21 protein-coding genes are annotated in these 21,065 nt (G+C 43.0%); 8 read left to right on the forward strand and 13 right to left on the reverse strand.

Features of this window, described 5'->3' with window-relative positions; genetic code table 11:
- Positions 1 to 47 precede the first annotated feature (47 nt).
- Complete coding sequence (locus C7B70_RS18875; protein ID WP_339376749.1) at positions 48 to 749, reverse strand: DUF4351 domain-containing protein; 702 nt, start codon at positions 747 to 749, stop codon at positions 48 to 50.
- A gap of 282 nt (positions 750 to 1,031) precedes the next feature.
- On the opposite strand from C7B70_RS18875, the gene C7B70_RS18880 reads away from it, so the two are divergent.
- On the forward strand, positions 1,032 to 1,742 hold the full coding sequence (locus C7B70_RS18880; RefSeq protein ID WP_106370552.1) for a DUF4336 domain-containing protein: 711 nt from the start codon (positions 1,032 to 1,034) through the stop codon (positions 1,740 to 1,742).
- Positions 1,743 to 1,768: 26 nt separating this feature from the next.
- On the opposite strand, the gene C7B70_RS18885 is transcribed toward C7B70_RS18880, so the two are convergent.
- Positions 1,769 to 3,178, reverse strand: coding sequence for a DUF697 domain-containing protein (locus C7B70_RS18885; protein ID WP_233220991.1), 1,410 nt, complete (start codon positions 3,176 to 3,178; stop codon positions 1,769 to 1,771).
- Between the two features lie 352 nt (positions 3,179 to 3,530).
- Here C7B70_RS18885 and C7B70_RS27110 point away from each other — a divergent pair, with 352 nt between their 5' ends.
- Complete coding sequence (locus C7B70_RS27110; protein WP_199192357.1) at positions 3,531 to 3,695, forward strand: hypothetical protein; 165 nt, start codon at positions 3,531 to 3,533, stop codon at positions 3,693 to 3,695.
- 76 nt (positions 3,696 to 3,771) lie between these two features.
- Positions 3,772 to 4,800 carry a zinc-binding dehydrogenase gene (locus tag C7B70_RS18890; RefSeq protein WP_106370553.1) on the forward strand — a complete coding sequence of 343 codons (1,029 nt, stop codon included), beginning with the start codon at positions 3,772 to 3,774 and terminating at the stop codon, positions 4,798 to 4,800.
- A gap of 60 nt (positions 4,801 to 4,860) precedes the next feature.
- Here C7B70_RS18890 and C7B70_RS18895 read toward each other — a convergent pair whose 3' ends face one another.
- Both C7B70_RS18895 and C7B70_RS18900 read right to left on the reverse strand, forming a co-directional pair.
- A complete protein-coding gene (locus C7B70_RS18895; RefSeq protein ID WP_106370554.1) occupies positions 4,861 to 5,577 on the reverse strand; it encodes a Uma2 family endonuclease in 717 nt (238 codons plus the stop codon).
- 113 nt (positions 5,578 to 5,690) lie between these two features.
- Entirely contained in the window at positions 5,691 to 7,625 is a 1,935-nt protein-coding gene (locus C7B70_RS18900) for a serine/threonine-protein kinase (protein WP_106370555.1), read from the reverse strand.
- Positions 7,626 to 8,240: 615 nt separating this feature from the next.
- Here C7B70_RS18900 and dnaK point away from each other — a divergent pair.
- The gene (gene dnaK, locus C7B70_RS18905; RefSeq protein ID WP_106370556.1) at positions 8,241 to 10,142 is read left to right on the forward strand and encodes a molecular chaperone DnaK; all 1,902 of its coding nucleotides are present in this window, start codon (positions 8,241 to 8,243) and stop codon (positions 10,140 to 10,142) included.
- 74 nt (positions 10,143 to 10,216) lie between these two features.
- On the opposite strand, the gene C7B70_RS18910 is transcribed toward dnaK, so the two are convergent.
- Genes C7B70_RS18910 through C7B70_RS18930 form a run of 5 tightly spaced genes read right to left on the reverse strand, consistent with a single transcriptional unit; the run spans position 10,217 to position 14,578 of the window.
- The gene (locus C7B70_RS18910; RefSeq protein WP_106370557.1) at positions 10,217 to 12,082 is read right to left on the reverse strand and encodes an alkaline phosphatase; all 1,866 of its coding nucleotides are present in this window, start codon (positions 12,080 to 12,082) and stop codon (positions 10,217 to 10,219) included.
- Positions 12,083 to 12,122: 40 nt separating this feature from the next.
- Entirely contained in the window at positions 12,123 to 12,326 is a 204-nt protein-coding gene (locus C7B70_RS18915; RefSeq protein ID WP_106370558.1) for a hypothetical protein, read from the reverse strand.
- A gap of 40 nt (positions 12,327 to 12,366) precedes the next feature.
- Positions 12,367 to 12,813 (reverse strand): hypothetical protein, encoded by a 447-nt coding sequence (locus C7B70_RS18920; protein ID WP_106370559.1) that lies wholly within the window; start codon positions 12,811 to 12,813, stop codon positions 12,367 to 12,369.
- A 3-nt stretch (positions 12,814 to 12,816) separates the two neighbouring features.
- Entirely contained in the window at positions 12,817 to 13,509 is a 693-nt protein-coding gene (locus tag C7B70_RS18925) for a hypothetical protein (RefSeq protein WP_146134098.1), read from the reverse strand.
- 58 nt (positions 13,510 to 13,567) lie between these two features.
- Complete coding sequence (locus tag C7B70_RS18930; protein ID WP_106370561.1) at positions 13,568 to 14,578, reverse strand: cation diffusion facilitator family transporter; 1,011 nt, start codon at positions 14,576 to 14,578, stop codon at positions 13,568 to 13,570.
- Positions 14,579 to 14,779: 201 nt separating this feature from the next.
- Here C7B70_RS18930 and C7B70_RS18935 point away from each other — a divergent pair, with 201 nt between their 5' ends.
- Positions 14,780 to 16,273: a SagB/ThcOx family dehydrogenase gene (locus C7B70_RS18935; protein ID WP_106370562.1), complete on the forward strand. Its 1,494-nt coding sequence runs from the start codon at positions 14,780 to 14,782 to the stop codon at positions 16,271 to 16,273.
- A gap of 2 nt (positions 16,274 to 16,275) precedes the next feature.
- On the opposite strand, the gene C7B70_RS18940 is transcribed toward C7B70_RS18935, so the two are convergent.
- From C7B70_RS18940 to C7B70_RS18950, 3 genes are all read right to left on the reverse strand, one after another.
- Complete coding sequence (locus C7B70_RS18940) at positions 16,276 to 16,620, reverse strand: DUF760 domain-containing protein (RefSeq protein WP_106370563.1); 345 nt, start codon at positions 16,618 to 16,620, stop codon at positions 16,276 to 16,278.
- Between the two features lie 223 nt (positions 16,621 to 16,843).
- Positions 16,844 to 17,368, reverse strand: a complete 525-nt coding sequence (gene scpB / locus C7B70_RS18945; RefSeq protein ID WP_106370569.1) for an SMC-Scp complex subunit ScpB — start codon at positions 17,366 to 17,368, stop codon at positions 16,844 to 16,846.
- Positions 17,369 to 17,431: 63 nt separating this feature from the next.
- Entirely contained in the window at positions 17,432 to 18,553 is a 1,122-nt protein-coding gene (locus C7B70_RS18950; protein WP_106370570.1) for a peptidylprolyl isomerase, read from the reverse strand.
- Between the two features lie 133 nt (positions 18,554 to 18,686).
- Here C7B70_RS18950 and efp point away from each other — a divergent pair, with 133 nt between their 5' ends.
- The 3 genes from efp (at position 18,687) to C7B70_RS18965 (ending at position 20,304) form a co-directional block, all read left to right on the forward strand.
- The gene (efp, locus tag C7B70_RS18955; protein ID WP_106370564.1) at positions 18,687 to 19,244 is read left to right on the forward strand and encodes an elongation factor P; all 558 of its coding nucleotides are present in this window, start codon (positions 18,687 to 18,689) and stop codon (positions 19,242 to 19,244) included.
- A 103-nt stretch (positions 19,245 to 19,347) separates the two neighbouring features.
- Entirely contained in the window at positions 19,348 to 19,842 is a 495-nt protein-coding gene (gene accB, locus C7B70_RS18960) for an acetyl-CoA carboxylase biotin carboxyl carrier protein (RefSeq protein ID WP_106370571.1), read from the forward strand.
- Between the two features lie 69 nt (positions 19,843 to 19,911).
- The gene (locus tag C7B70_RS18965) at positions 19,912 to 20,304 is read left to right on the forward strand and encodes a helix-turn-helix transcriptional regulator (RefSeq protein WP_106370565.1); all 393 of its coding nucleotides are present in this window, start codon (positions 19,912 to 19,914) and stop codon (positions 20,302 to 20,304) included.
- 1 nt (position 20,305) lies between these two features.
- Here C7B70_RS18965 and C7B70_RS18970 read toward each other — a convergent pair whose 3' ends face one another.
- Entirely contained in the window at positions 20,306 to 20,929 is a 624-nt protein-coding gene (locus C7B70_RS18970; protein WP_106370566.1) for a GerMN domain-containing protein, read from the reverse strand.
- Positions 20,930 to 21,065 lie beyond the last annotated feature (136 nt).

The following is a 21,065-nucleotide window of genomic DNA, read 5'->3' on the forward strand; positions in this document are numbered from 1 at the left end:
GAAAGTAAAGTGCGATAGCGCAAGCGCGCCCGGTAACGGGCTTCGCATTACCCCAACCAAGTTTCTAAATCCTCAATCCTTGTAAAATCTAACAGAGCCTCACCTAACGCCTCTAACTCCTCAAGACTCAGAGCGCTCACTTTTGTAGTTAGTTCCGGTGATAAACTACCTAATTTTCTCTGAAGCTGCTTGAGAACTAATGTTTTACCTTCAACGGTGCGACCTTGGAGCAAGCCAACTTCCAGCCCCTCAGCCCGACCTTCGAGTAAAATAGACTGATACATCGTAGACTCACGCATCACCGGACTCCTCATCAATCGTTTAATTACCTGTCCCTCTAATTCTAACCCTGCTAAAATACTTGTCGCCGCCGCTAAATTACTCTGTTCTCGATAGTCGCTTATTTGCTCTAGTTCTTCCACCACTCGCGCTAATACATCCTCCTTGTCTGAAGCACGACTTAACACTGCATAAGGTAACAATCCTGGCGTACTTAAAAATATCTCTACAGGCTGTTCCCATAGCCGAATCACTGTAAAATCATGAGTCATTACAGAAGTTGTGTAGCGTGTCTGTCTGACTAAATCTGAGCTTGTTCTTTTCAGGTAAATGACTACTTGTTGAATTGATCGCTCTGGAAACTTGCGTTTTAAGCGCAAATAATAATCTGCCATCCGAAAAGGCATTGTGTCATCGCTAACGGTTTGAAACTCCGTATGCAGGATCGCATTGCTTGATTGCAATAACATCACCGAATCGGCCCCTTATTGGTTCTACATTGAGTTCGGTGGGATTAATGGTAGTTAAAGTAATAGATTCTCCCAATAACCAAGCTGCGAAATCCGTAGAATATTGTTCGATGAGAAACTTGGAAATGTTGTCAATCACTTATAAAGTATTGAGGGTAGAAGTAATACTTTACTCTACACATTGAATGTAAATTCGATTACAAATGCCCTAGGAGAAACAACCAAATTTATCTATGATGAGCTTAATTAAAACTTGACTATCAGCTATACGAGGCTTTAAATATGCTTAAAGAAATTGATAAAGATATTTGGGTTGCCGATGCGCCATTTAAGTATCTTGGCTTAAGTGTTGGTACAAGAATGACGGTTGTTAGGCTGGCAAATGGGGAGTTAGCGGTTATTTCGCCCATTCAAATTGATAATGCAACTTCCCTTGAGCTTGATAAACTGGGTACAGTCAGCCATATTATTGCGCCAAACCTTTATCACTATCTATTTGCTTCAGATTTTAAAACCCTTTACCCAAAAGCACTATTTTGGGCTACACCAGCCTTGAAAGTCAAAAAGCCAGAACTTCCCATTGATCGCATAATTAACAGTGATACAGACAGTTTTCTGAAGGAGCTTCAGTATGTGCTGTTTGATGAACTTAAAACTATTGACTTTAATGGTTTTAATTTATTGAATGAATGGGTTTTCTTTCACCCAAAAAGCCGGACTTTGATCCTGACGGATGCCGCATTTAACTTTAATGATAGCTATCCCTTGATTACCCAATTTGCTGCTAGAGTAATTGGTGCGTACAATAATTTTAGTCCGTCATTGCTAGAAAAATTTGCAACTACGAAAAAAGGAAAGGTTAAACTAGCCGTGCAAAAAATTCTCGATTGGGATTTTGAGCGCGTAATTATGGCTCACGGTAGCATTATTGAAAGTGAGGGAAAGCAAAAGTTTAAGTCAGGATACGAGAGCTTTTTGGGTCAATCCCTATAGGGTGAGAAATCCCCACCCTATTTAGGCTAAGATGCTTTAGTTTGAGCTTCGGGTAATAAACGATTTACTCCTTGCTGCACAAAAGATTGCAATAATGCAACTTGTTGATTTTGTTGAAATACCTTTTGTAAGGTTTGTCCCAATTTATTTAGGTTTAAGCCATTTTCAGCATTTATAGCTACTTCTTGACTTTGGAAGTATTCAATCAAACTTAATCCAGCAACCCGAGTAAGATAAGCGGCGCTAACTCCTTGTAATGCACCACCAGCGATAAAAGTAACTGCATTGCTTTTTAATAATGTCGCGATCGCTTTTGTGGATAATTCAACTAATCCCAACTTCAACATTAAGCTTCCCATTGTTCCGGCTACGGTTTGCGCTTGCTGGAATGAAAACTTTTGCTGGTAAATATTCCCCAATTCCACTACCAACTGAGCGTTAATTGCGGCGGTGGCGAGTAAATCTAAGGCGGGTACGGGGTTCGCAAAGGTGGCGGCGGCGGCTATCCACTGATATTTTTCGATAATGGGGGTAGCTTTTTGCTGTCTTACTTGGTTTAATGCCGTTTTTGCTTCTATTTGTAAATTAACTGCTTGTCTAATAGTTGTCTCCCAAATTAACTGTTCTCCTTCTTTAACTACTATTTCTTGCAAATATTCCCCTAGTTGGCTGATATCGGCGGCGGGTGTTTCTAGCCACTCCCGCACGGTTCCATCAATTTGATGCTGGCGGACTTTGACAACGTTGGGATTGGCAGAAATCGCCACTACATCGGCAACTTTCTGTTGCAATGAATGTAGTATAGTTGCTCTTTCTTCGCTTAGGTACTGGTCTTGTTTGTTAAAAACTAATACTGTACGTTGATTTTTTGCTGACATTTGTTGCCATATTTGCCACTGAGAATCGGTCAAATCCTCACTGGTGACAAATGTTACCAAGTCAGCATAATTTGCTTCTGGTGCGGTATTATCTCCAGGCGTAAATAAAGCCTTAGTTTCTTGAAAATTTACAGGTCTATTAGTATGATTTTCCCAGTTAGATAATGTTTGGAGTAATGTTGTCTTACCTACTGCCTTACCACCAGTAATAGCTATATTTATATGTTGCCTTTCTAACTCATTATTTATTTTTGTAAATTGCTCTTGTAGCAGTGGTAACGCGGGATGGTTATCGGCTTCGGTTTGCAATTGGTTAATTACATTATTTGCCTTGGTGATCGCTTTAACTACTTTCTCCCGATTTGGGGGTGAATTATCGACTAATTGAGCTTTTTTAAGCTTATTTTGCTGAAATAACCACAAACAACTACCTAGGGCGATCACGCTGAATATGCCTAATTCACTTAATTGTCCTACCGAGCTATCAAAGTGCCATAGCCATAGAGCTAAGGATAAACCAACTCCACCTACTAAAATCGGTCGCCGCAATCCAAACATCAGTATCTCCTCTATCGTAGAGCTACTCAACTTTTTTGCTCTACCTGCCTTCCTTATGCTAATAGAGAGCGGGACTTACTGCCCATGCCCAAGTATCTATTTAGTTGAAAGCTTTTGTATTTATTTTCGGGGATCGCTAAAAATCTGCTTGTAATTGATGATCCCCAAGATAGATGAGGATGTTAAAACCTAGTGTCTATCTTAGTAGTATGAAAATCATAAATATCTAATCAAAAATGATTAGGCAATTTATCGAAATCTGAACAATCAAATTGCTTTAATTTCACACCTTTTTATCTGTTACTTGCTTCAAAACCAAGTATTCAATTTTTTGAAATACGGAGATCGAACTATGCAAGACCATAATAGTAATTGTCCTTGCTGCGGCAATCCTTTATTACGTCACGTTCGTCAGCGTGGTGTTTATTGGTTTTGTACCTCGTGTTGGCAAGAAGTACCAATTTTAGCTGTGAGCAAAATACCTCCTAAGCAGCCCGCCGTTGCCAGCAAATGCTAGTTAGTAGAGATGCCAGCTAACATATTGTCTGAACCTTGATAAAATCGTGAAACCTGAATTCACGAACAATAAATTTATGCTGGCTGCCCTCCTCTACGGGAAAGAAGATTTACGCTTAGAACAAGTTACAGATCCAACGGTTGCCGATGGAGAAGTTGTAATTAAAGTCGGTACTGCCACTACTTGCGGTACAGATTTAAAAGTATGGCGACGCGGTGGTCATGCCAAAATGTTACAACTGCCTACTTTATTTGGACATGAAGCGGCAGGAACAATTGTAGCAGTAGGAAAAAATGTAGCTAAATGGCAAATAGGCGATCGCGTTGTTGCTAATAATTCAGCGCCATGCACAAAATGTTTTTATTGTCAACAGCAAGAATATTCTCTTTGTCCAAATATTACTTGGAACAATGGCACTTTTGCTCAATATCTAAAAATTCCCGCCTCAATTGTCCAGCAAAACCTATTATCGATTCCTGACGAATTGCCTGACGAATTGGCTTCTATGACTGAGCCTTTAGCCTGCGTACTGCACGGGGTGGCAAGATCGAATGTTAAACCAAATCAGCGTGTTGTCGTGTTGGGAGATGGGGCAATTGGACTAATGTTTGTGGCAGTATTAGCTAACCAAATCGGCGCAGAAGTATTGTTATTTGGCGGAAACGAGGCGCGGCTACAAGTTGGGCAGAAATTAGGGGCAGCTAAAACCTTTAACTACAAGCACGTAGAAGATACAGGTCAAGTAGTGAAAGAATTAACCGAGGGAAGGGGCGCAGATGTAGTTATAGAGGCGACGGGCGTACCGAGTGTATGGGAAAATGCGATCGCCTTAGCACGTCCAGGAGCAACCGTTAATTTATTTGGGGGTTGTCCACGAGATACTACTATTAGCGTAAATACCGAACAATTGCACTACAGCGAACTGACACTTAAAGGCGTATTTCACAATACGCCTGAGTATGTACGAGCAGCTTTATCGCTCCTATCTAGCCGAAGTATCCCTTTTGAATTATTAATTAGCGAAAAACGCTCCTTACAAGACTTAGAACAAGTCTTTCAAGATATGAAAGAGCGCAAAGTAATTAAAGTTGCGATCGCACCTTAGTAAAAAATTACGAAGCCCGTAACCGGGCGCGATAGCGCAAGCGCGCTCTGTTGCAGCATTTTAGACTGGATCTACTCCCAACTGACGTAGCTGTTCTGCTAATCTTTCTGCCCGTTGGTGTTCTTGTTCTGCCCGCTCTTGCGACCACAACAGTAGCTCTTTTTGAGCATTCCACCATCGCAGCCAATAGCCAGTTCTGCCTTCGTGGGTTCCCTCCCAGACCCCCAAAAATAGCTCTAAGCCAGGTATCCAATAATGTTCTGATTCCTCTAGCGTTTGAACTTGATAGCGTCCAGATTCTAAAGCATAAACTTCAAGTCGTCCAGTATCTGGTCGAAAGATCGCATAGCGCGGTACTTGAACGACTTGCTCATAAAAAAACCACTTGCCCATACCCTCTGTAAATTCCACCGAGTATTCTTCGCCATAAGTAGCATAGAGAAATTCCATTACAAGCTGGGGAATTGCCCCTTCAGTATGGGGAGAGTAGCTGCGACGGACTTGAGACGATTGCCAAGGCTTTACAGGTCGCACATACATAAAGTCCGGTGCTTTACAAATAATTCGCCCTCCAATCGCGGCACACAAAGCAAAGTTAGAAACAATTAGAGCATCCTGCATGAGATCGGGAAATGCTGTCAAAGACTGGCGTAAAGCAGCAGCCAATAAAGGCTGGTCTGTATTTTCCACTGGGTCATCTGGTAGAAGGAAATCTTCAGGTAATTGAGGATAGGAAATGCTTAGCTGTGAGACAGGGGTTTGAGTAGTAACAGACACGGCAACCTCTGCGGAAAGTAAAAAATTGGTTGATTTATTCTATTGTCTGCTGTTTTGTAATCAGGCGAAGCCCTGCGTGCGCGCTTGCGCTATCGCACCTTAACCTCAAAACTTTAGAAATTAAGCCGCCAGACTTTAATAGTTTTATCCCCACTACTACTAATTAAAAGATTCCCATCGGGATTAAAGCTAACTGAATTAACATTACCTGAATGCTGTTTTAAAGTGTGTAACAATTCACCCGTAGGCAAATTCCAAAGTTTGATTGTCTTGTCATCGCTACCACTAGCGAGAATTTGACCATTGGGACTAATAGCAATAGAGTTGACATAGCCAGAATGACCCCAAAGGCTACGTAGTAAGGTTTTAGTTTTTAAATTCCAAACCTTGATAGATTTATCCCAGCTACCACTAGCGAGAATTTGCCCATCAGGACTAAAAGCAACAGTTCTAACTCGGTCGGAATGTCCAGTAATAGTATGCAATAACTCTCTATTGCGTGAATCCCAGAGTTTGATAGTTTTGTCAGAACTGGCACTAGCCAGCATTTGACCATTAGGACTAATAGCTACCGACCAAACAGTATCTAAATGTCCTAAAAGACGATAGCGTAATTTGCGATCGCGCATATTCCAGACATCAATAGAGCCATCTCCATTAGAGCTTGCAAAACTCTGACCATCAGGACTAATCGCTACCGACCAAACATGATGACTATCGCTTTGAAAATTACGACGTATACCTGTAGATAAATTCCAAATATCAATTGCTTGACTCGCATTATAGCTGCCACTAACAAGAGTGCGATCGCCTGGACTAATCGCCACCGCCAAAACTTGCTCAGATCCCTTTAAAGTCCGCAACAATTTTCCTGTAAGCAAATTCCAGACTTTAATCGTTTTGTCGCCACTACTACTGATGATCGTTTGATTGTCAAAACTAGAAATAGCACCCCAAACAACATTTGTATGACTTTTTAAAGTATGAACTAAAGCTACATTTGGCTTGGCAGCAGCTAAAGGTCTTTCGGCTCTAAGAATAGGAAAAGGCGATGGTCGCAAATAGTAGCCACCTACCGTTAAAGTTAAAAGAGATGCGATTGCACTGGAAATAACAGATAGCTTTGGTTTGATTTTAAACTTGGGATTGCGTGGTAGTAAAAGGTTAGCAACTACAGGCGCGGAGATTTCTTGCCCTGCTGAAGTAGGTAGATTAACTAAAGACTGGAGTGCGTGTAAAGTGTCTGTAGCCGATTGATAACGGTCTTTAAAGTAAAAACACACCATTTTGTTTAAAATCTTAGCAAGGGCAGGGGTAACTTCAACGTGCTGCTGCCACAAAACTTCTCCTGTTTCCGAGTCCTCCAACAATTGGGTAGGACTCAACCCCGTCAAGGCTTGAATAGCCATCATCCCCAAAGCATAAATATCACTACTAGGTTTAGGAATACCGCGCTCCTGCTCGGCAGGCATATATCCCGGCGTACCAATAGCGATCGTTGCGCCGATACCAACGGCAAAATTAGTATAAGTTTTTTCTTTATCTGTAACTACTTGCCTCCAAGTTTGTTTGGCTGCACCAAAATCAATCAAAACTAATTTGTGAGTACCGTTTTGTCTAATTAAATTGCTTGGCTTGATGTCTCGATGAATCAATCCATAACTATGAACTATAGCTAAGATTTCTAATACTTCGCAAAGAAGTTGCATCACCCGACTTTCGCTCCAACAACAGCCAGGATAGATTTCTGTAGATAGAGAATATCCCTCAATCAACTCTTGAACTAAATAAAATTCCTGGTTTTCTCCAAAAGCCAAAAGCCGAGGTACGCCGTCATAATCGCCGAGAGTTTTTAGGGCTTCTACTTCTCTCAATAGTGACTTTTTGACACTCTCAAAGGAGTTATTGCCTGTCGGTAATAGTTGTTTGACAATACATTTAGGGCAATTTGGTTGAAGGATATCTTTAGCTAGGTAGGTTTGAGAAAATCCCCCCGCTTTTAAAACTTCAACAATTTGATAACGCTGCTTTAATAACTTGCCTAACATAGTAAGATGCAAAACCCTGTACCGCTTGAGTAGTTACAAACAGGACTTGAAGATATTTTGAGATTTAAAGGACGAGAGTAAAATCTTTTAATCAGTAGCCAAATCGCGCGACCTTCTCCGTTTATCCCTACATAAAATGGGAAACCGGGGAGATATTTTATCCCCTTTTGTAAGGGGGATATTACAGATTGGCAAGTTACCGACCACACCTCTTAGATAGCTGCTTTCCACACTATCAAAGTAAGCAGGGCGATAAATGACATATATTTAGCTACTTCAATGAGTTTTGCGAACAAAATTTATCTTTTAGCCCTAAAAGACTTTGCCAAAAACAAGCACGGACGGCAAACACAACTATTAAATTACGGTTCGCACTAATTACTCAAACCCTGAATTTACTTACATTAACAATAGTGAAAGTAAAAAACGGCAATTTAACGATGATTTTGTTAGCCAATACTCAAAAGTTGACCGCCCTAACTAGGGTTCGGAAAACCCCCCTAGGAAGCATTGGCGCTACAAGCTCAGTATATAAATAGTGGCGTACTGAGTGCAATTAATAGTTTTGTATTGTCCATAAAAGTTTAAGTAGTTATAGGGAGCCAAATATCTCCAATGGCAAAAGTAGTTGGAATTGACTTAGGTACAACAAATTCTTGCGTAGCAGTAATGGAAGGTGGCAAACCCACCGTAATTGCTAATGCTGAGGGTTTTCGGACAACGCCGTCAGTAGTTGCCTTTGCCAAAAATGGCGATCGCTTAGTTGGTCAAATCGCCAAACGTCAGGCAGTAATGAATACCGAAAATACGTTTTATTCGGTCAAGCGTTTTATCGGACGTAGATTTGAGGAAGTAACTAATGAAGCAACAGAAGTTTCTTACAAAGTTATTCGTGATGGTAGTGGCAATGTTAAGCTAGACTGCCCCGGTACAGGCAAGCAATATGCCCCCGAAGAAATCTCTGCTCAAGTGCTGCGGAAATTGGTAGAAGATGCCAGCAAATATTTAGGCGAAACTGTTACCCAAGCAGTAATTACCGTACCTGCGTACTTTAATGATTCCCAGCGTCAAGCAACTAAAGACGCAGGACGGATTGCTGGAGTTGAAGTATTGCGGATTATCAACGAACCTACCGCCGCATCTTTGGCTTACGGTTTTGATAAAAAGAGCAATGAAACAATCTTAGTATTTGACCTTGGTGGCGGTACGTTTGACGTATCGGTGCTGGAAGTCGGTGATGGTGTATTTGAAGTATTGGCGACTTCTGGCGATACTCACTTGGGCGGTGACGACTTCGATAAAAAGATTGTTGATTACTTAGCTGACGAGTTTAGAAGGTCTGAAGGTATCGACTTACGCAAAGACAAGCAAGCTTTGCAACGTCTAACAGAAGCGGCAGAAAAGGCAAAAATCGAGCTATCGAGCGTAACTCAAGCAGAGATTAACCTACCCTTCATCACCGCTACTCAAGACGGCCCTAAGCACTTAGATACAACTCTAACCCGCGCCAAATTTGAAGAACTTTGTTCTGACCTCATTGATCGCTGTCGCGTTCCTGTAGAAAACGCGATGCGTGATGCCAAGTTAGATAAAAGTGCGATTAATGAAATCGTGTTAGTTGGTGGTTCTACTCGCAGTCCCGCCGTCCAAGACTTGGTAAAAAGGATTCTAGGTAAAGATCCAAATCAAACTGTTAACCCCGATGAAGTAGTAGCTGTAGGGGCTGCAATTCAAGCTGGGGTATTATCAGGAGATGTTACGGGGATCTTGCTGCTTGACGTTAGCCCGCTATCGCTAGGGGTAGAAACTCTCGGCGGCGTAATGACAAAAATCATTCCTCGCAATACTACTATTCCTACCAAGAAGTCGGAAGTATTCTCGACGGCGGTAGATGGTCAAAGCAATGTAGAAATTCACGTCCTTCAAGGAGAGCGCGAAATGTCTACCGATAACAAGAGTTTGGGAACCTTCAGATTAGATGGCATTCCCGCCGCACCTCGTGGCGTACCGCAAATTGAAGTTATTTTTGACATCGATGCTAACGGTATTCTGAATGTCACGGCTAAAGATAAAGGTAGCGGTAAAGAGCAATCGATCAGCATTACGGGCGCGTCTACTCTCGATAAGTCTGAAGTCGAGCGGATGGTACAACAAGCCGAGCAAAATGCTTCGACAGACAAAGAGCGCCGTGAGAAAATTGAGCGCAAAAATCAGGCAGATTCTTTAGCTTACCAAGCCGAAAAGCAGATTGCTGACTTGGGAGATAAAGTTCCCGCCGATGATAAAACGAAAATTGAGGAGATGGTCAAAAACCTCAGAGATGCGATCGCCTCGGAAAATGACGAGCAAATTAAAGTTCTCATGCCCGAACTCCAGCAAACACTGTACACTATTGGCGCTAACTTGTATCAGCAAGGTGGCGGCGGTGCGGCTCCTGGCGATGATGGTGATAGTGGTACTAATCCACCACCTAGTGGCGATGATGTAATTGATGCAGATTTTACCGAATCTAAGTAGTACATCTAGTTAAAGCATAAACATAAGGGGAGGCATGATGCCTCCCCTTATTTTGTTTTAAGTACACTTCAAGACTAATTGCTTCTTCTTACAGGCGCTGTAAGGGTATTGAGCATAACTTGATAGATGTGAACTTGGTCTACAGCACCAGGAACTCCAGGTACGTCAAATCCGTAAGACTTGAAGCCTTTGCCAATAAACTGTGTCAAGGTTGAAGTTCCGCCTTGATAATAAACTGGCACCATACGGTTAGTATGACTGCCCCAGCCATATTTGACGTTAGGATCTGAACCCCAGAAGTGTCCGGCATTAACAGGAGTGTGATTTGTGAATGTTAAAGCGTCTGCTCCCTGAGCTTTTAATAGTTCGGGGAAATTGTCATTTAAGGTTAAGTAATGGTCGTGATCGGCAGAAACAATCAAGAGATTTTTTCTCCAACCGCCATTTTTCCCGATCCAATCAATTGTGGTTTGAACAGCTTTATCAAAACTATTCATTGTCCCGATCAGGTTGTCTATGTTGTTATCATGAGCAGCCCAGTCGATATCTCCACCTTCAACCATCATCCAAAAACCATCTTTGTCTTTGCTGACAACTTCCAATGCTGCGGTGGTCAAATCTGCAAGAGTAGGGTTTTCGTCTACTTCCCTAGCAATAAACTGAGCGTCAGTCTCTCCAGGGGCTAAGGGACGAATTGTATCAGGCTGAGGAATACCTGGAGTGAGATTTGCAGTGGCAGTAGCAGAACTAAACAAGGAGAAATTATCTAGCCCTGTAGTGCGGTAGTCGCCATTAGCTGAACTTCTAGGTAAGTTACCATTTTGACCGCGAGCGCCATACAAGCCAAGCAAGCGATCGCCTGATTCTGGTTCGATAGATTTTGCGGTATCGAGTAACTTTGCAGCAGCATCAGGACCGCGTTCTAGGAAGGTGTAGCCGTAGCGGTTGTTAGTTGGATTTGCTTTGAGTGTGTCGTAAGTTGCCTGTTCGATGTAAGTATAGTCAAAAACTGGTCCTACATTAGTTGTGTTTTGGAAATCCATTGGATGACCGCCACCTAACAGCACTGTGGGCTTGAACTCTAGTAAAGCGTCTTGCAAGATGCTGTCTAAAACGGGAGCCTCAGAATCGTACTTAGAACGGCGGTTAACTGAAGAAATCGCGGCTCCTGGAGTCGCGTGAGTAATTGGTACAGAAGTTACTACCCCTGTAGCTTTGCCGAGTTTGGCGGCAGTTTGCAAAATTGTCGTCAGGCTTTTTTCAAAAATGTCTACGCCGAGCGCGTTGTTGTAAGTTTTAACTCCGGTATATAGCGAAGTCGCCGTATTAGCAGAATCGGGGACGCTGTACTTGATGTACTCTTTGTCGTAACCACTAGCCGCAGCTTGGGCAGGACTAAGTGGTGTCCAAGGATTTGACCCACCTTTTTGGGGTTCGTAACCGACTAAGTTACCCAAAGATAAATCCGTGCTACCACCGTTCGACCTAGTACCAGGGTTAAAAGGCAAAGGTTTAAATGCAAAACCAGGACGAACTGGACTTGCACCCGTTAGAGGATTGGAGCCATCTAAAGCAGAATTACCAGTATTAAAGGCAATTACTGGGTTGCCATTGGCATCAAGCACCGGGTTGTCATCTCTATCTAATGTCGGACCAGCTATTGTAGTTCCGTAAGTAGTCATCTGAGCGTAACCAGCTAGGTTCTGAAAGCTTAGACCTTTACCTTTACCGCTCTTGTACAAAGGCGTACCTTTAGCAACGGCGGCGGCGCGAGCCATTTCCCAGCCCAGGCCATCACCGATCATTAAAATAACGTTGACTCCGTTACCTGCGGCGATCGCGCTTTGTGCTGGCATTCCTAACACCAACATACTTATACACAGTAGAATTGCCCATGAAAAAGCCAGCCACCGTAGGTGTCTTCCAAACCATGCAATCATTGCAGTGCCTCTAATTAGCTAATTTTTATTGAAATTGAAATTATTGATAGAAGTTAGGCGCTAGGTGCGAAGCCGCAAACTCCTCAAAAGCAGCATTAGCAAAACTAGATACTACCGGATTGGGACTAAGGCTAGTAGTAGTTGGTGCAACTTGGTTAGAACCAAAGGAAATTAATACAGCCGTCAATAGACTAGCCATAAACCAAGCTACCCGTCGCCAATGTCTTTCGAGAATATTTATCATTGCTGATGCCTCTGGTTGTTAGGAGTGGACTTGTTTCAACTTACTGGTAGAAGTTAGATTCTTGATGGGAAGATGCTACATCTCTATTTAAGAATTCACGATTGGGCAGACGGACTACATTTGCCCGTGGCTGTACTTGCTTGAAGCCTAAGAGTACGGCAGAGGAGCTATAATACTGCGTCCACGATCGCGTTTGAGGACTTTCTTGCCAGTTAGCGCGAGATACTTTAGCAGTCAATAGAGGAACGTATTGCCCGTTGCGTTCGCCGATAATAGAAACCGCGACCTCTGTTAAGCTTGAATTTTGCGTAAATGCTTGCTCAATCAATTTTCCTGCCCAAGCTTCTGCCTGCTCGATTAAAGCTTGATAGCTGCCATTATGAGCATTGAGTGTATAACTAATTTGCTTGTCTTCTGCCCAAGCAACAGTCGGAATGTTTAACAAAATTACTACCAAGCTAGTAAAAATAGCGCGGTGCGTATTCATTGCTTAAAACTCTAACTTTTTAGCTCTATGCCGCCGTCTGATAGTCGCCGCCATACCCGCAGCCAGTAATAGCGAGATACCAACATTAGCTTCTGGTTCGGGAACGGCTGTAGCAGTAGCGCTGATTTGCGCTTGAGCGAGCGTAAAACCTGCTAGATTCACGTCATAACCAGCCGCGTTGTTTAGGATAGTTTCAAAGTCTTGAGAAACAGCTACATCCGCGCCTTCAATCAATAAATTTGTGCCATCGAATGTAGGCGCATTGTTTATTTTGAGGTCAAATAGTCTTTGACGAGTGCTAACGTTATCTCGAAGATAGTAACCAGCGTCGTCAAACTCAAGGGAAAAATCGCCAATTTCAAAGGTTGGTAGCAAGGCTAACTGTGTTTGGTCTACATTGAAAGCAATGCTACCTGTATGCTCAATAGCCCCGCTTAGGGGGGTAAAAGCTTGGGTTTGGTCGTCGTAGCTGAAAGTAAAGTTAGTGCCGACAATCCCAGGATCTTGGCTGGGAGGAATTATATCCAAGTCGAGCTTGTAAGACAAACCAAGGGGTGAAAGATCATTATCTAAACTCAAAGTGGTTGTACCCGACTGAATTTGATAGCTCATCGTCGCAGCTTGTACAGATAGCTGGGTTGATGCAACGGTTGCTGTCGTCAGTCCAAGTAGGATAGCAAGAGAATGGACGCGCATAATTGTTAGTGTGACTAAGTTGACAGATTAAATTTTGGGCGTTTTACAAGTTAGCAATCTAGGATTGTTTGCGAGCAAATAAATCAATAAGATTGCCGTTAAGTAAAGGATGTACAACAAAGGATTCTTTGGTACAGCCTGTTATCTGTAAAGTAATTTCTTCAATGTCAAACTCTTGCTTCAGGTGAGCTTGTAGCCGCCCTAATAAGCGATCGCGATCAATGCCATTAGGCAAATTTACATTTAGATGAGCAATCAGGGCTAATTGATGAGAACTTATCGTCCACATCTGTAATTTTTCTACTTTTTCAACGGCATCAAAAGATTTGAGTGCTGCTTCAACTTCAGCTAAGTTAATTGAACTTGGCGCATACTCCATCAAAACTGCCCAGCTTTCTTGGAGGATGGGCAAAGCACCCCATCCCAAAAAACAAGCAACTAGCAAACTAACGACTCCATCTACCCACAACCAATTTAGGAAGTAAATAGCTAAAGCTGCCAGAATCACCCCGACAAAACTTGCCGCATCTGCCACCATATGTAGGAAAACTCCCCGCAGGTTCAGATCGTCTCGGCTGGCTTTGTAGAGTAAGGCAATGTTGATACTATTAACTAATAGCCCCATCGCTGCTACAATCGCCATCGGTATCCCCATTACAGGAGTTGGCGCTAGCAAATGACTTGTAGCTTCCCAAGCAATGGATAGAGCGATCGCAATTAAAGTAATACTGTTAGCTAAAGCTGCCAGAACCTCTACGCGCTGATGCCCAAAGGTTGCTCGGTTGTTAGCTGGTCTATCAGCTAATTTTTTAGATATTAGAGCTAGACCTAAGCTGCTAATATCTGAAAGCATATGCCCTGCATCTGCTTGGAGTGCCAAACTACCGCTCCAAATTCCTGTCGCTAATTCCCCTACAAAAAAAATACTAAGTAAAATTACAGATAACCACAACAACTGAGTTTTCTGTGTATTACTACCAGTATTGAGTAGTCCCGAATAATCGCAGCAAGGACTCAGGGTGATTGGGGTGCGATGATGACTAATATCTTGTTTTACCGAGATTGTCATCGCCAATACCTGTTTCTGTGAAAAACTGAACGTCTGATCATAAATTTAGTTGTTTTTTGATTGTAGAAAACTAAGCTTTAGTTAAATTTAGGTAAAAATACTTTCAATTTGAAGAAAATCCCGTAATAATACTGTTTTTCTATCTTTCCTGTTTAAGCGACAAGTACGAATATTTAACATTAAAAACCTATTTAAGCATTGATGTCAGAACTGAAACTCTCGATAACTCAGCATTACCACGAACGGACTAAATACGACGAGGAAACCATAGCTTCCAAAAGTCAAAGTTTAGATTGGAGCAAACAACCATCGCCTTTTAAAGAGTATAAGCTGGGAAAAACTATTGATCTAAAACCCTACCTCCAAGAAGAAACAACTGAAGTATGGTGGCGGCGATTGTCGCGGCTATTATTATCTAGCTATGGGTTAACAGCTAGGGTAGATACCATCGGACCGCCCATCTATTTAAGGGCTGCACCGTCGGCGGGGGGCTTATATCCTGCCGAAATCTATTTAATTTCTCGCGGTACATCCTTGCTCCCTCCAGGGCTATACAACTACCAAGCTCAAACTCATTCGTTAGTTCATTTTTGGGAAAGTGAGGTTTGGCAAAGCTTACAATCGGCTTGCTGTTGGCATCCGGTGTTACAAGATACCCACCTAGCGATCGCGATTACGGCAGTATTTCAGCGCTCGGCTTGGCGCTATCAAGATCGGGCTTATCGGCGGATATTTTTAGATACGGGGCATTTATTAGGCAATATTGAGCTTGCGGGAGCTATCAATGATTTTCGCCCCCATCTCATCGGTGGCTTTGTTGATGAAGCGGTGAATAACTTGCTTTACTTAGATGGGGATACTGAAGGTACGACGGCAATTATTGGGTTAGCCGACTTGCTAGAAGTTGAGCAAAACTTATCTACGGGTTTAACGGCGCTACCTTCACAGGTTAAAACAGATTACCCAGCAATTGCTGATGGTCAGTTGTTACCTTATTACCACAAAGCTACAGCGATTGAATCTATTGGTCTAGAAGTAGAGCGATCGCAAATTCAGGAAGATAAATATAATTTTCCTTTTTGCCTCAAAGTTCCAACCCTTTCAGCGCCGATTGATTGGGGTGGTAAATTAGCAGGCTTAGAACAAACTATTTTTCAACGCCGCTCTACTCGCGCCTACAATGGCGAAAATTTGACCTTAGACGAACTCATTGCTTTACTCGATTTTACCTACCAGCCGCAAAACTATATCCACCAAGAATTAGATGGAGCGCCCGATTATTTTGCCTTGCATCTAATTGAAACCTTTATTGCTGTTTCGGGGGTAGAAGGCTTGGAATCTGGTTGTTATTACTACGCCCCCAAAGTTCAAGAATTGCGCCAAATCAGGTTTAAAAACTTCCGCCGAGAATTGCATTTTCTTTGTTTGGGGCAAGATTTGGGACGAGATGCGGCAGCAGTTTTGTTTCATACCGCCGATTTGCAAGCCGCTATAACTCAATATGGCGATCGCGTTTACCGTTACCTCCACATGGATGCGGGGCATTTGGGACAACGCCTCAACTTAGCTGCGATTCGCCTTAACTTAGGTGTAAGCGGGATTGCCGGGTTTTTTGACGATCGCGTTAATGAAATTTTAGGCATTCCCGTTGACGAGGCTGCTATGTACATCACTACCTTAGGTCGTCCGCGCTAGAACTAATCTTTGCTTAATGGGTCAATCGGTGGCGCTACCGAATCTGCTAAATCTTCTAAGTGCATTCTTTGCTCCATCTGGCGCAAAAAGTAGCCTGTCATCATTGCTGAAGCTAGTAGCCCGGCTAAATTATCTTTGTCGGTGCTAATCTTGACATTGAAATGTTCCGATGGCATCATTCCCACTAGCCCCTGGACGTTGTGAGAGATTATTTGCTTGATTTCCGGGCTTGCAGACCTAGCCACATGAGACAAAATCTCTGGAGACTGACTTTGGAGATATTTTAACAGGGGGTTTACTCGGTCTTCTTGGGCGTTGTCGCTGAGAAAGTCAGAATTAAAAACCATGTGTAATTTTAGATAATCGATCTCTACTGTGACCTAAGATTGCTCAAAACGGCAACCTACTACAGGAGAATTGTTGAGATTTTATACACCATTTTAGACTTTACAGCTTTTGAGAGCAGCAATAAAGCCCGATCTTAATTAACTTTAAGCTTTGATTGTATCAATTGCTACATATTTTCAGTTGAGGAATTATAACGAGGCTAAGGTATTCGACAAATCTTATTTAGTTGGGATTTGTCGCGGCAAATTCTATTTCTAGTTGCTGAGGTAAGCTTGCGAGCAATTCTTGGGGCAATTGTTCCGTTTGAAAATACTGATTAAATTTTGGCGTTAGCGACAGCAGGTGAGAGCGAGAATCGGCTTGTCGGCGTTTGCGGATAAAACCTAGTTCTACCAATTCTTGGACGTGCTGATAAGCCCCTGAGCCACGCAAATCAACTAATTGAGTTTGACTAATCGGGGAATAGAGAGCGATCGCTGCCAAAGTCCGTAAAGCTCCTACGCCCAATTCTAAAGGAATCAAAGCTTGTACTAATGGTTGAAAATCTGCGCGCAATTGCAGACTGTAGCTAGAATCAGTTTCTACAACATTTAGGGCAGTATCGCGGTGGGCGTAGTCGTCTATAAGTTCAATGAGGGCGTACTCTACACTTTGGCGATCAACTTTTGCATATTCAGCGATTTCAGTAATAGTTAGCGGCTGACCTTTCAAGTAAAGGATGGCTTCAATTTGGGTAGCTAGGCGCATTGTGTCTAGGAGAAAAATAAAGTTTTGAGTTACAAATATTTGCGTCCTCAAAACTTTATCCCATTATTCTTTACTAGAAGCAACCTTTGGCTCGACTAAGTTTTCTAATCCGGCGACAACTTTAGCTGATTTAATCATGTCTCCAGCTTTGAGTTGTTCCAAAATTTCTTTACCTTCGGTCAAATAGCCAAACACTGAATAGCGACCGTCTAACAAATTTCTCCCGGCGGGGGTAAGTTCCGGTTCAAACAGAAAAAAGAAAAATTGCGAAGAAGCACCATTAGGATCGCCTTCAGGACGAGCCATAGCTAGAGTTCCGTAGGCAGAAAAAGGCAAAACTACTCCGTCGCGGTAACGTCCCGCATCTTCTAAAGTAATGCCATAGGTTGGAACTTTATCATTTTCGGCAAGCACTTCTAAAGGAACAGCGCGATATTTACCAGTATCAGGATCGATAAATCCTTCTTCTTTACCTGGAGGATCACCGACTTGCAATACATAAGAGTCTTCGCTTCTTGTGAACTCTAAGCCATTATAAAAACCTCGTTGCACCAAATCAACAAAGTTTCCTGACGTAACTGGAGCGCTGTAGCCATCTAAGACAACGGTAATATCGCCTTTATTTGTAGCTATTTCTACAGTGGCGCGACCTTTAAGCTGAGGCAAGTTGCTATACTCGGCTGGTACTTCAAAGGGAAACCCTACCGCCATCAGGTCTTCTAACTTTCCTACTAAACGTAGTAATTTAGCTCGGTCTTCCCAAATTTGATTTTTTTCTTTAGCTTCTACGGCGGGTTGGAGAGTTTCTATACCCGCTTGAATTTGGTCGATTAAAGCTGTTGCTTGAGCTTTGCGTTCTTCGGGGACGGTTGCTAATAATTTGGCTGAACGATCTTTAACGATTTTATTAGCTTTTTTTAGATCGCCCGAAATAGCCCCCCAGCGACGATTTGCGCGTAGTTGAGCCGCAATATCTTCTAAGGAAGCTTGCAATTCTCGTACCGTTGGGTTGTCAATGGGTAGCGAGTAACGCAACAATGCTTTGCCGTCAGTAATTGCATTACCCGCAGGTAAGGCGGCGTTGCTAGGAGAAGTCCAGCCAATAGCACTGGTTACTAAAAAGCAGACAACGAGCAGAGTTACAATCAAGCTGGGCTGAAGCCAGCGTTTCCACAATTTTGTCATGGGACTTAAAGAATGCGCCATCAGATCAGTCTACATGAATCGGCGTTGTAACTAAAAATTCAAATTTTCTCGTTCCCTCCAAGCGGTACAATAAATGCCGATTGTCCTGCTAAAAATTTCAGCCAATTTCCTCATGATCTCTAGTAATGACTTTAGACCTGGTGTAACGATTGTATTAGATGGTGCGGTTTGGCGGGTGATTGAATTTCTCCACGTCAAGCCGGGTAAAGGTTCGGCTTTTGTGCGGACGAAACTAAAAAACTCCCAGACTGGCAGTGTGATAGAACGCACCTTTAGAGCTGGGGAAACTGTACCTCAAGCGAATCTAGAAAAAAGCACTATGCAACACACCTACAAAGAAGGTGATGATTATGTGTTCATGGATATGGAAAGTTATGAGGAGAATCGCTTAAGCGCACGTCAAATTGGCGATCGCATTAAGTACATCAAAGAAGGCATGGAAGTCAACGTCGTACGCTGGGACGAGCAAATATTAGAAGTTGAATTGCCAAATACAGTAGTTTTAGAAATCACTCAAACCGATCCAGGACTCAAAGGTGATACGGCGACCGGGGGGACAAAACCCGCTATTGTTGAAACTGGGGCGATGATCATGGTTCCCCTATTTATCACTACTGGCGAACGCATCCGCATTGATACTCGTACCGATAGCTACCAAGGGCGAGAATAAAAGTTGAGAAGCCTTACGTGCGTCAAGGTAATTTTGTATTAATTGCAATATTGTTCTAGCAAAAAAATATTGCGATCGCGAATAAATGAGGTCAATACTTGCTGTGCCACTCGATTTTAACGAACTGCGCCAACTTTTAATTACAATTTCTCAAACGGATATTACCGATTTTGCCCTCAAAAGCGATGATTTTGAATTGACAATTCGCAAAAGCGCTAGTGTCATCCCAGGAGCAGCGCCAACAGAGGGCTTAAAGGCGGCTCTCCCGGCAGTTAACACCCAAGAATTAGGAGAACACCGCACAGAGCCAGTAATAGACGCACAGGAGCCTGAAAGTACATCACCACTAGAGCAAAAATCTGTGGAGGTGATTTCGCCAATGGTAGGGACATTTTACCGCGCCTCCGCTCCGGGAGAAGCGGCTTTTGTGGAAGTAGGCGATCGCATTCGTCTGGGTCAAACCGTGTGCATTATTGAAGCGATGAAACTAATGAACGAAATTGAAACGGAGGTATCGGGGCAAGTAATGCAAATACTCGTTCAAGATGGCGAACCGATTGAATACGGGCAACCTTTAATCAGAATAAATCCAAACTAAGTAATATAAACGGTTCGATTTCCAAATCCTTGCTAAAATCTTGGGATCAGTGCTTTTAGGGTGATCTTAATGAAATCAGCAATATCTGCTCCATCAGAAATTGTGCAACAAGTAGCTGAATACTTCAGCCTCCTAAGCGAACCGATGCGTTTGCGTCTACTAAATTTGCTACGCGATCGCGAGAAATGCGTCCAAGAACTTGTAGAAGCAACTCATACAAGTCAAGCAAATGTCTCTAAACACCTAAAAATTATGTGGCAGGCAGGGATTTTAAGCCGTCGCAGCGAAGGAACTTGTGCTTACTACCGCGTGGAAGATGAAATGATTTTTGAATTATGCAATCAAGTATGCGATCGCTTGGCAATCCGAATCGAAAAGCAAGCCCACCAATTCCGCGTCCTCAATGGCAAGGGACAGGGGGTGAGCAAGAGGCAAGAGGTTAATGGCTTGCCTTCAAGGTAAGTTAGAGGGAAAAGTTTTCTTCAAAGCTTTGGCGTGTCATAGGGCGCTCTATTTCTAACCCTTCCCCGCCTAAAATCTCTAAAGGTTTCCCTTCCACATCAATCCACACTTTTGCCTCTGGTTGTAAGGTTGTTGCCGTATAAATAACCTGTGCCAAACGACCAATCATTGAAGCGCTACCGCCGCCAGTAGTAAATTCTGTTGATAAATCAACGTGAATCCCATCATCAAGGATCTTGATGCTACGAAGCTTTGTGCCTTCGGGAATTGTACTACTGGCTGCTCCGTTGTTAATATTTGTCAGCAAACTATTAAAAGCTGCGGTCAAAACCGTGTTGGGCTGGTCGGTGTTGACTTCTACGGGCAAAGGTACAAGCTCTAAATTTTTACCTGTATCCTTGAGTAAGTAGATTGAGGCGGTAGTAGATTGGGTTGTAGCTGGGGTTTGGGGCTTCTGGACTACATTGGGTGTAACGTTTGAGGGGACATTAGGTGGTTGAAAACTCCACCAAGCAAGCCCACCACCAGCCGCCAAGGCGGCGGTAATGGCAAAGGCGAAGCCCTGCGTGCGCGCTTGCGCTATCGCACTTCCAGAAATACGGTTAACTCGTTGTTGTCGTGTCATGAGGTTATCTCCGAATTTTCAATAATGGTGAGGAATTGTTTAATCGTACAAAGGCAGCAATTGTTAGGGTCGAGGGGAAGTATTATCTTCCGCCCCTCCCTGTTAGATCCGGACGTGCGGCTTTCACCGCATCCGG

The sequence above is a fragment of the Chlorogloea sp. CCALA 695 genome (assembly GCF_003003885.1).
Classification (GTDB): domain Bacteria; phylum Cyanobacteriota; class Cyanobacteriia; order Cyanobacteriales; family Chroococcidiopsidaceae; genus Aliterella.

Excerpts from the sequence above, each read along its gene's own strand:
- C7B70_RS18875 (WP_339376749.1), bottom strand. The coding sequence starts at position 749 with ATGTTATTGCAATCAAGCAATGCGATCCTGCATACGGAGTTTCAAACC.
- C7B70_RS18880 (WP_106370552.1), top strand. The coding sequence starts at position 1,032 with ATGCTTAAAGAAATTGATAAAGATATTTGGGTTGCCGATGCGCCATTT.
- C7B70_RS18885 (WP_233220991.1), bottom strand. The coding sequence starts at position 3,178 with ATGTTTGGATTGCGGCGACCGATTTTAGTAGGTGGAGTTGGTTTATCC.
- C7B70_RS27110 (WP_199192357.1), top strand. The coding sequence starts at position 3,531 with ATGCAAGACCATAATAGTAATTGTCCTTGCTGCGGCAATCCTTTATTA.
- C7B70_RS18890 (WP_106370553.1), top strand. The coding sequence starts at position 3,772 with ATGCTGGCTGCCCTCCTCTACGGGAAAGAAGATTTACGCTTAGAACAA.
- C7B70_RS18900 (WP_106370555.1), bottom strand. The coding sequence starts at position 7,625 with ATGTTAGGCAAGTTATTAAAGCAGCGTTATCAAATTGTTGAAGTTTTA.
- dnaK (WP_106370556.1), top strand. The coding sequence starts at position 8,241 with ATGGCAAAAGTAGTTGGAATTGACTTAGGTACAACAAATTCTTGCGTA.
- C7B70_RS18910 (WP_106370557.1), bottom strand. The coding sequence starts at position 12,082 with ATGATTGCATGGTTTGGAAGACACCTACGGTGGCTGGCTTTTTCATGG.
- C7B70_RS18915 (WP_106370558.1), bottom strand. The coding sequence starts at position 12,326 with ATGATAAATATTCTCGAAAGACATTGGCGACGGGTAGCTTGGTTTATG.
- C7B70_RS18920 (WP_106370559.1), bottom strand. The coding sequence starts at position 12,813 with ATGAATACGCACCGCGCTATTTTTACTAGCTTGGTAGTAATTTTGTTA.
- C7B70_RS18925 (WP_146134098.1), bottom strand. The coding sequence starts at position 13,509 with ATGCGCGTCCATTCTCTTGCTATCCTACTTGGACTGACGACAGCAACC.
- C7B70_RS18930 (WP_106370561.1), bottom strand. The coding sequence starts at position 14,578 with ATGACAATCTCGGTAAAACAAGATATTAGTCATCATCGCACCCCAATC.
- C7B70_RS18935 (WP_106370562.1), top strand. The coding sequence starts at position 14,780 with ATGTCAGAACTGAAACTCTCGATAACTCAGCATTACCACGAACGGACT.
- C7B70_RS18940 (WP_106370563.1), bottom strand. The coding sequence starts at position 16,620 with ATGGTTTTTAATTCTGACTTTCTCAGCGACAACGCCCAAGAAGACCGA.
- scpB (WP_106370569.1), bottom strand. The coding sequence starts at position 17,368 with ATGCGCCTAGCTACCCAAATTGAAGCCATCCTTTACTTGAAAGGTCAG.
- C7B70_RS18950 (WP_106370570.1), bottom strand. The coding sequence starts at position 18,553 with ATGACAAAATTGTGGAAACGCTGGCTTCAGCCCAGCTTGATTGTAACT.
- efp (WP_106370564.1), top strand. The coding sequence starts at position 18,687 with ATGATCTCTAGTAATGACTTTAGACCTGGTGTAACGATTGTATTAGAT.
- C7B70_RS18965 (WP_106370565.1), top strand. The coding sequence starts at position 19,912 with ATGAAATCAGCAATATCTGCTCCATCAGAAATTGTGCAACAAGTAGCT.
- C7B70_RS18970 (WP_106370566.1), bottom strand. The coding sequence starts at position 20,929 with ATGACACGACAACAACGAGTTAACCGTATTTCTGGAAGTGCGATAGCG.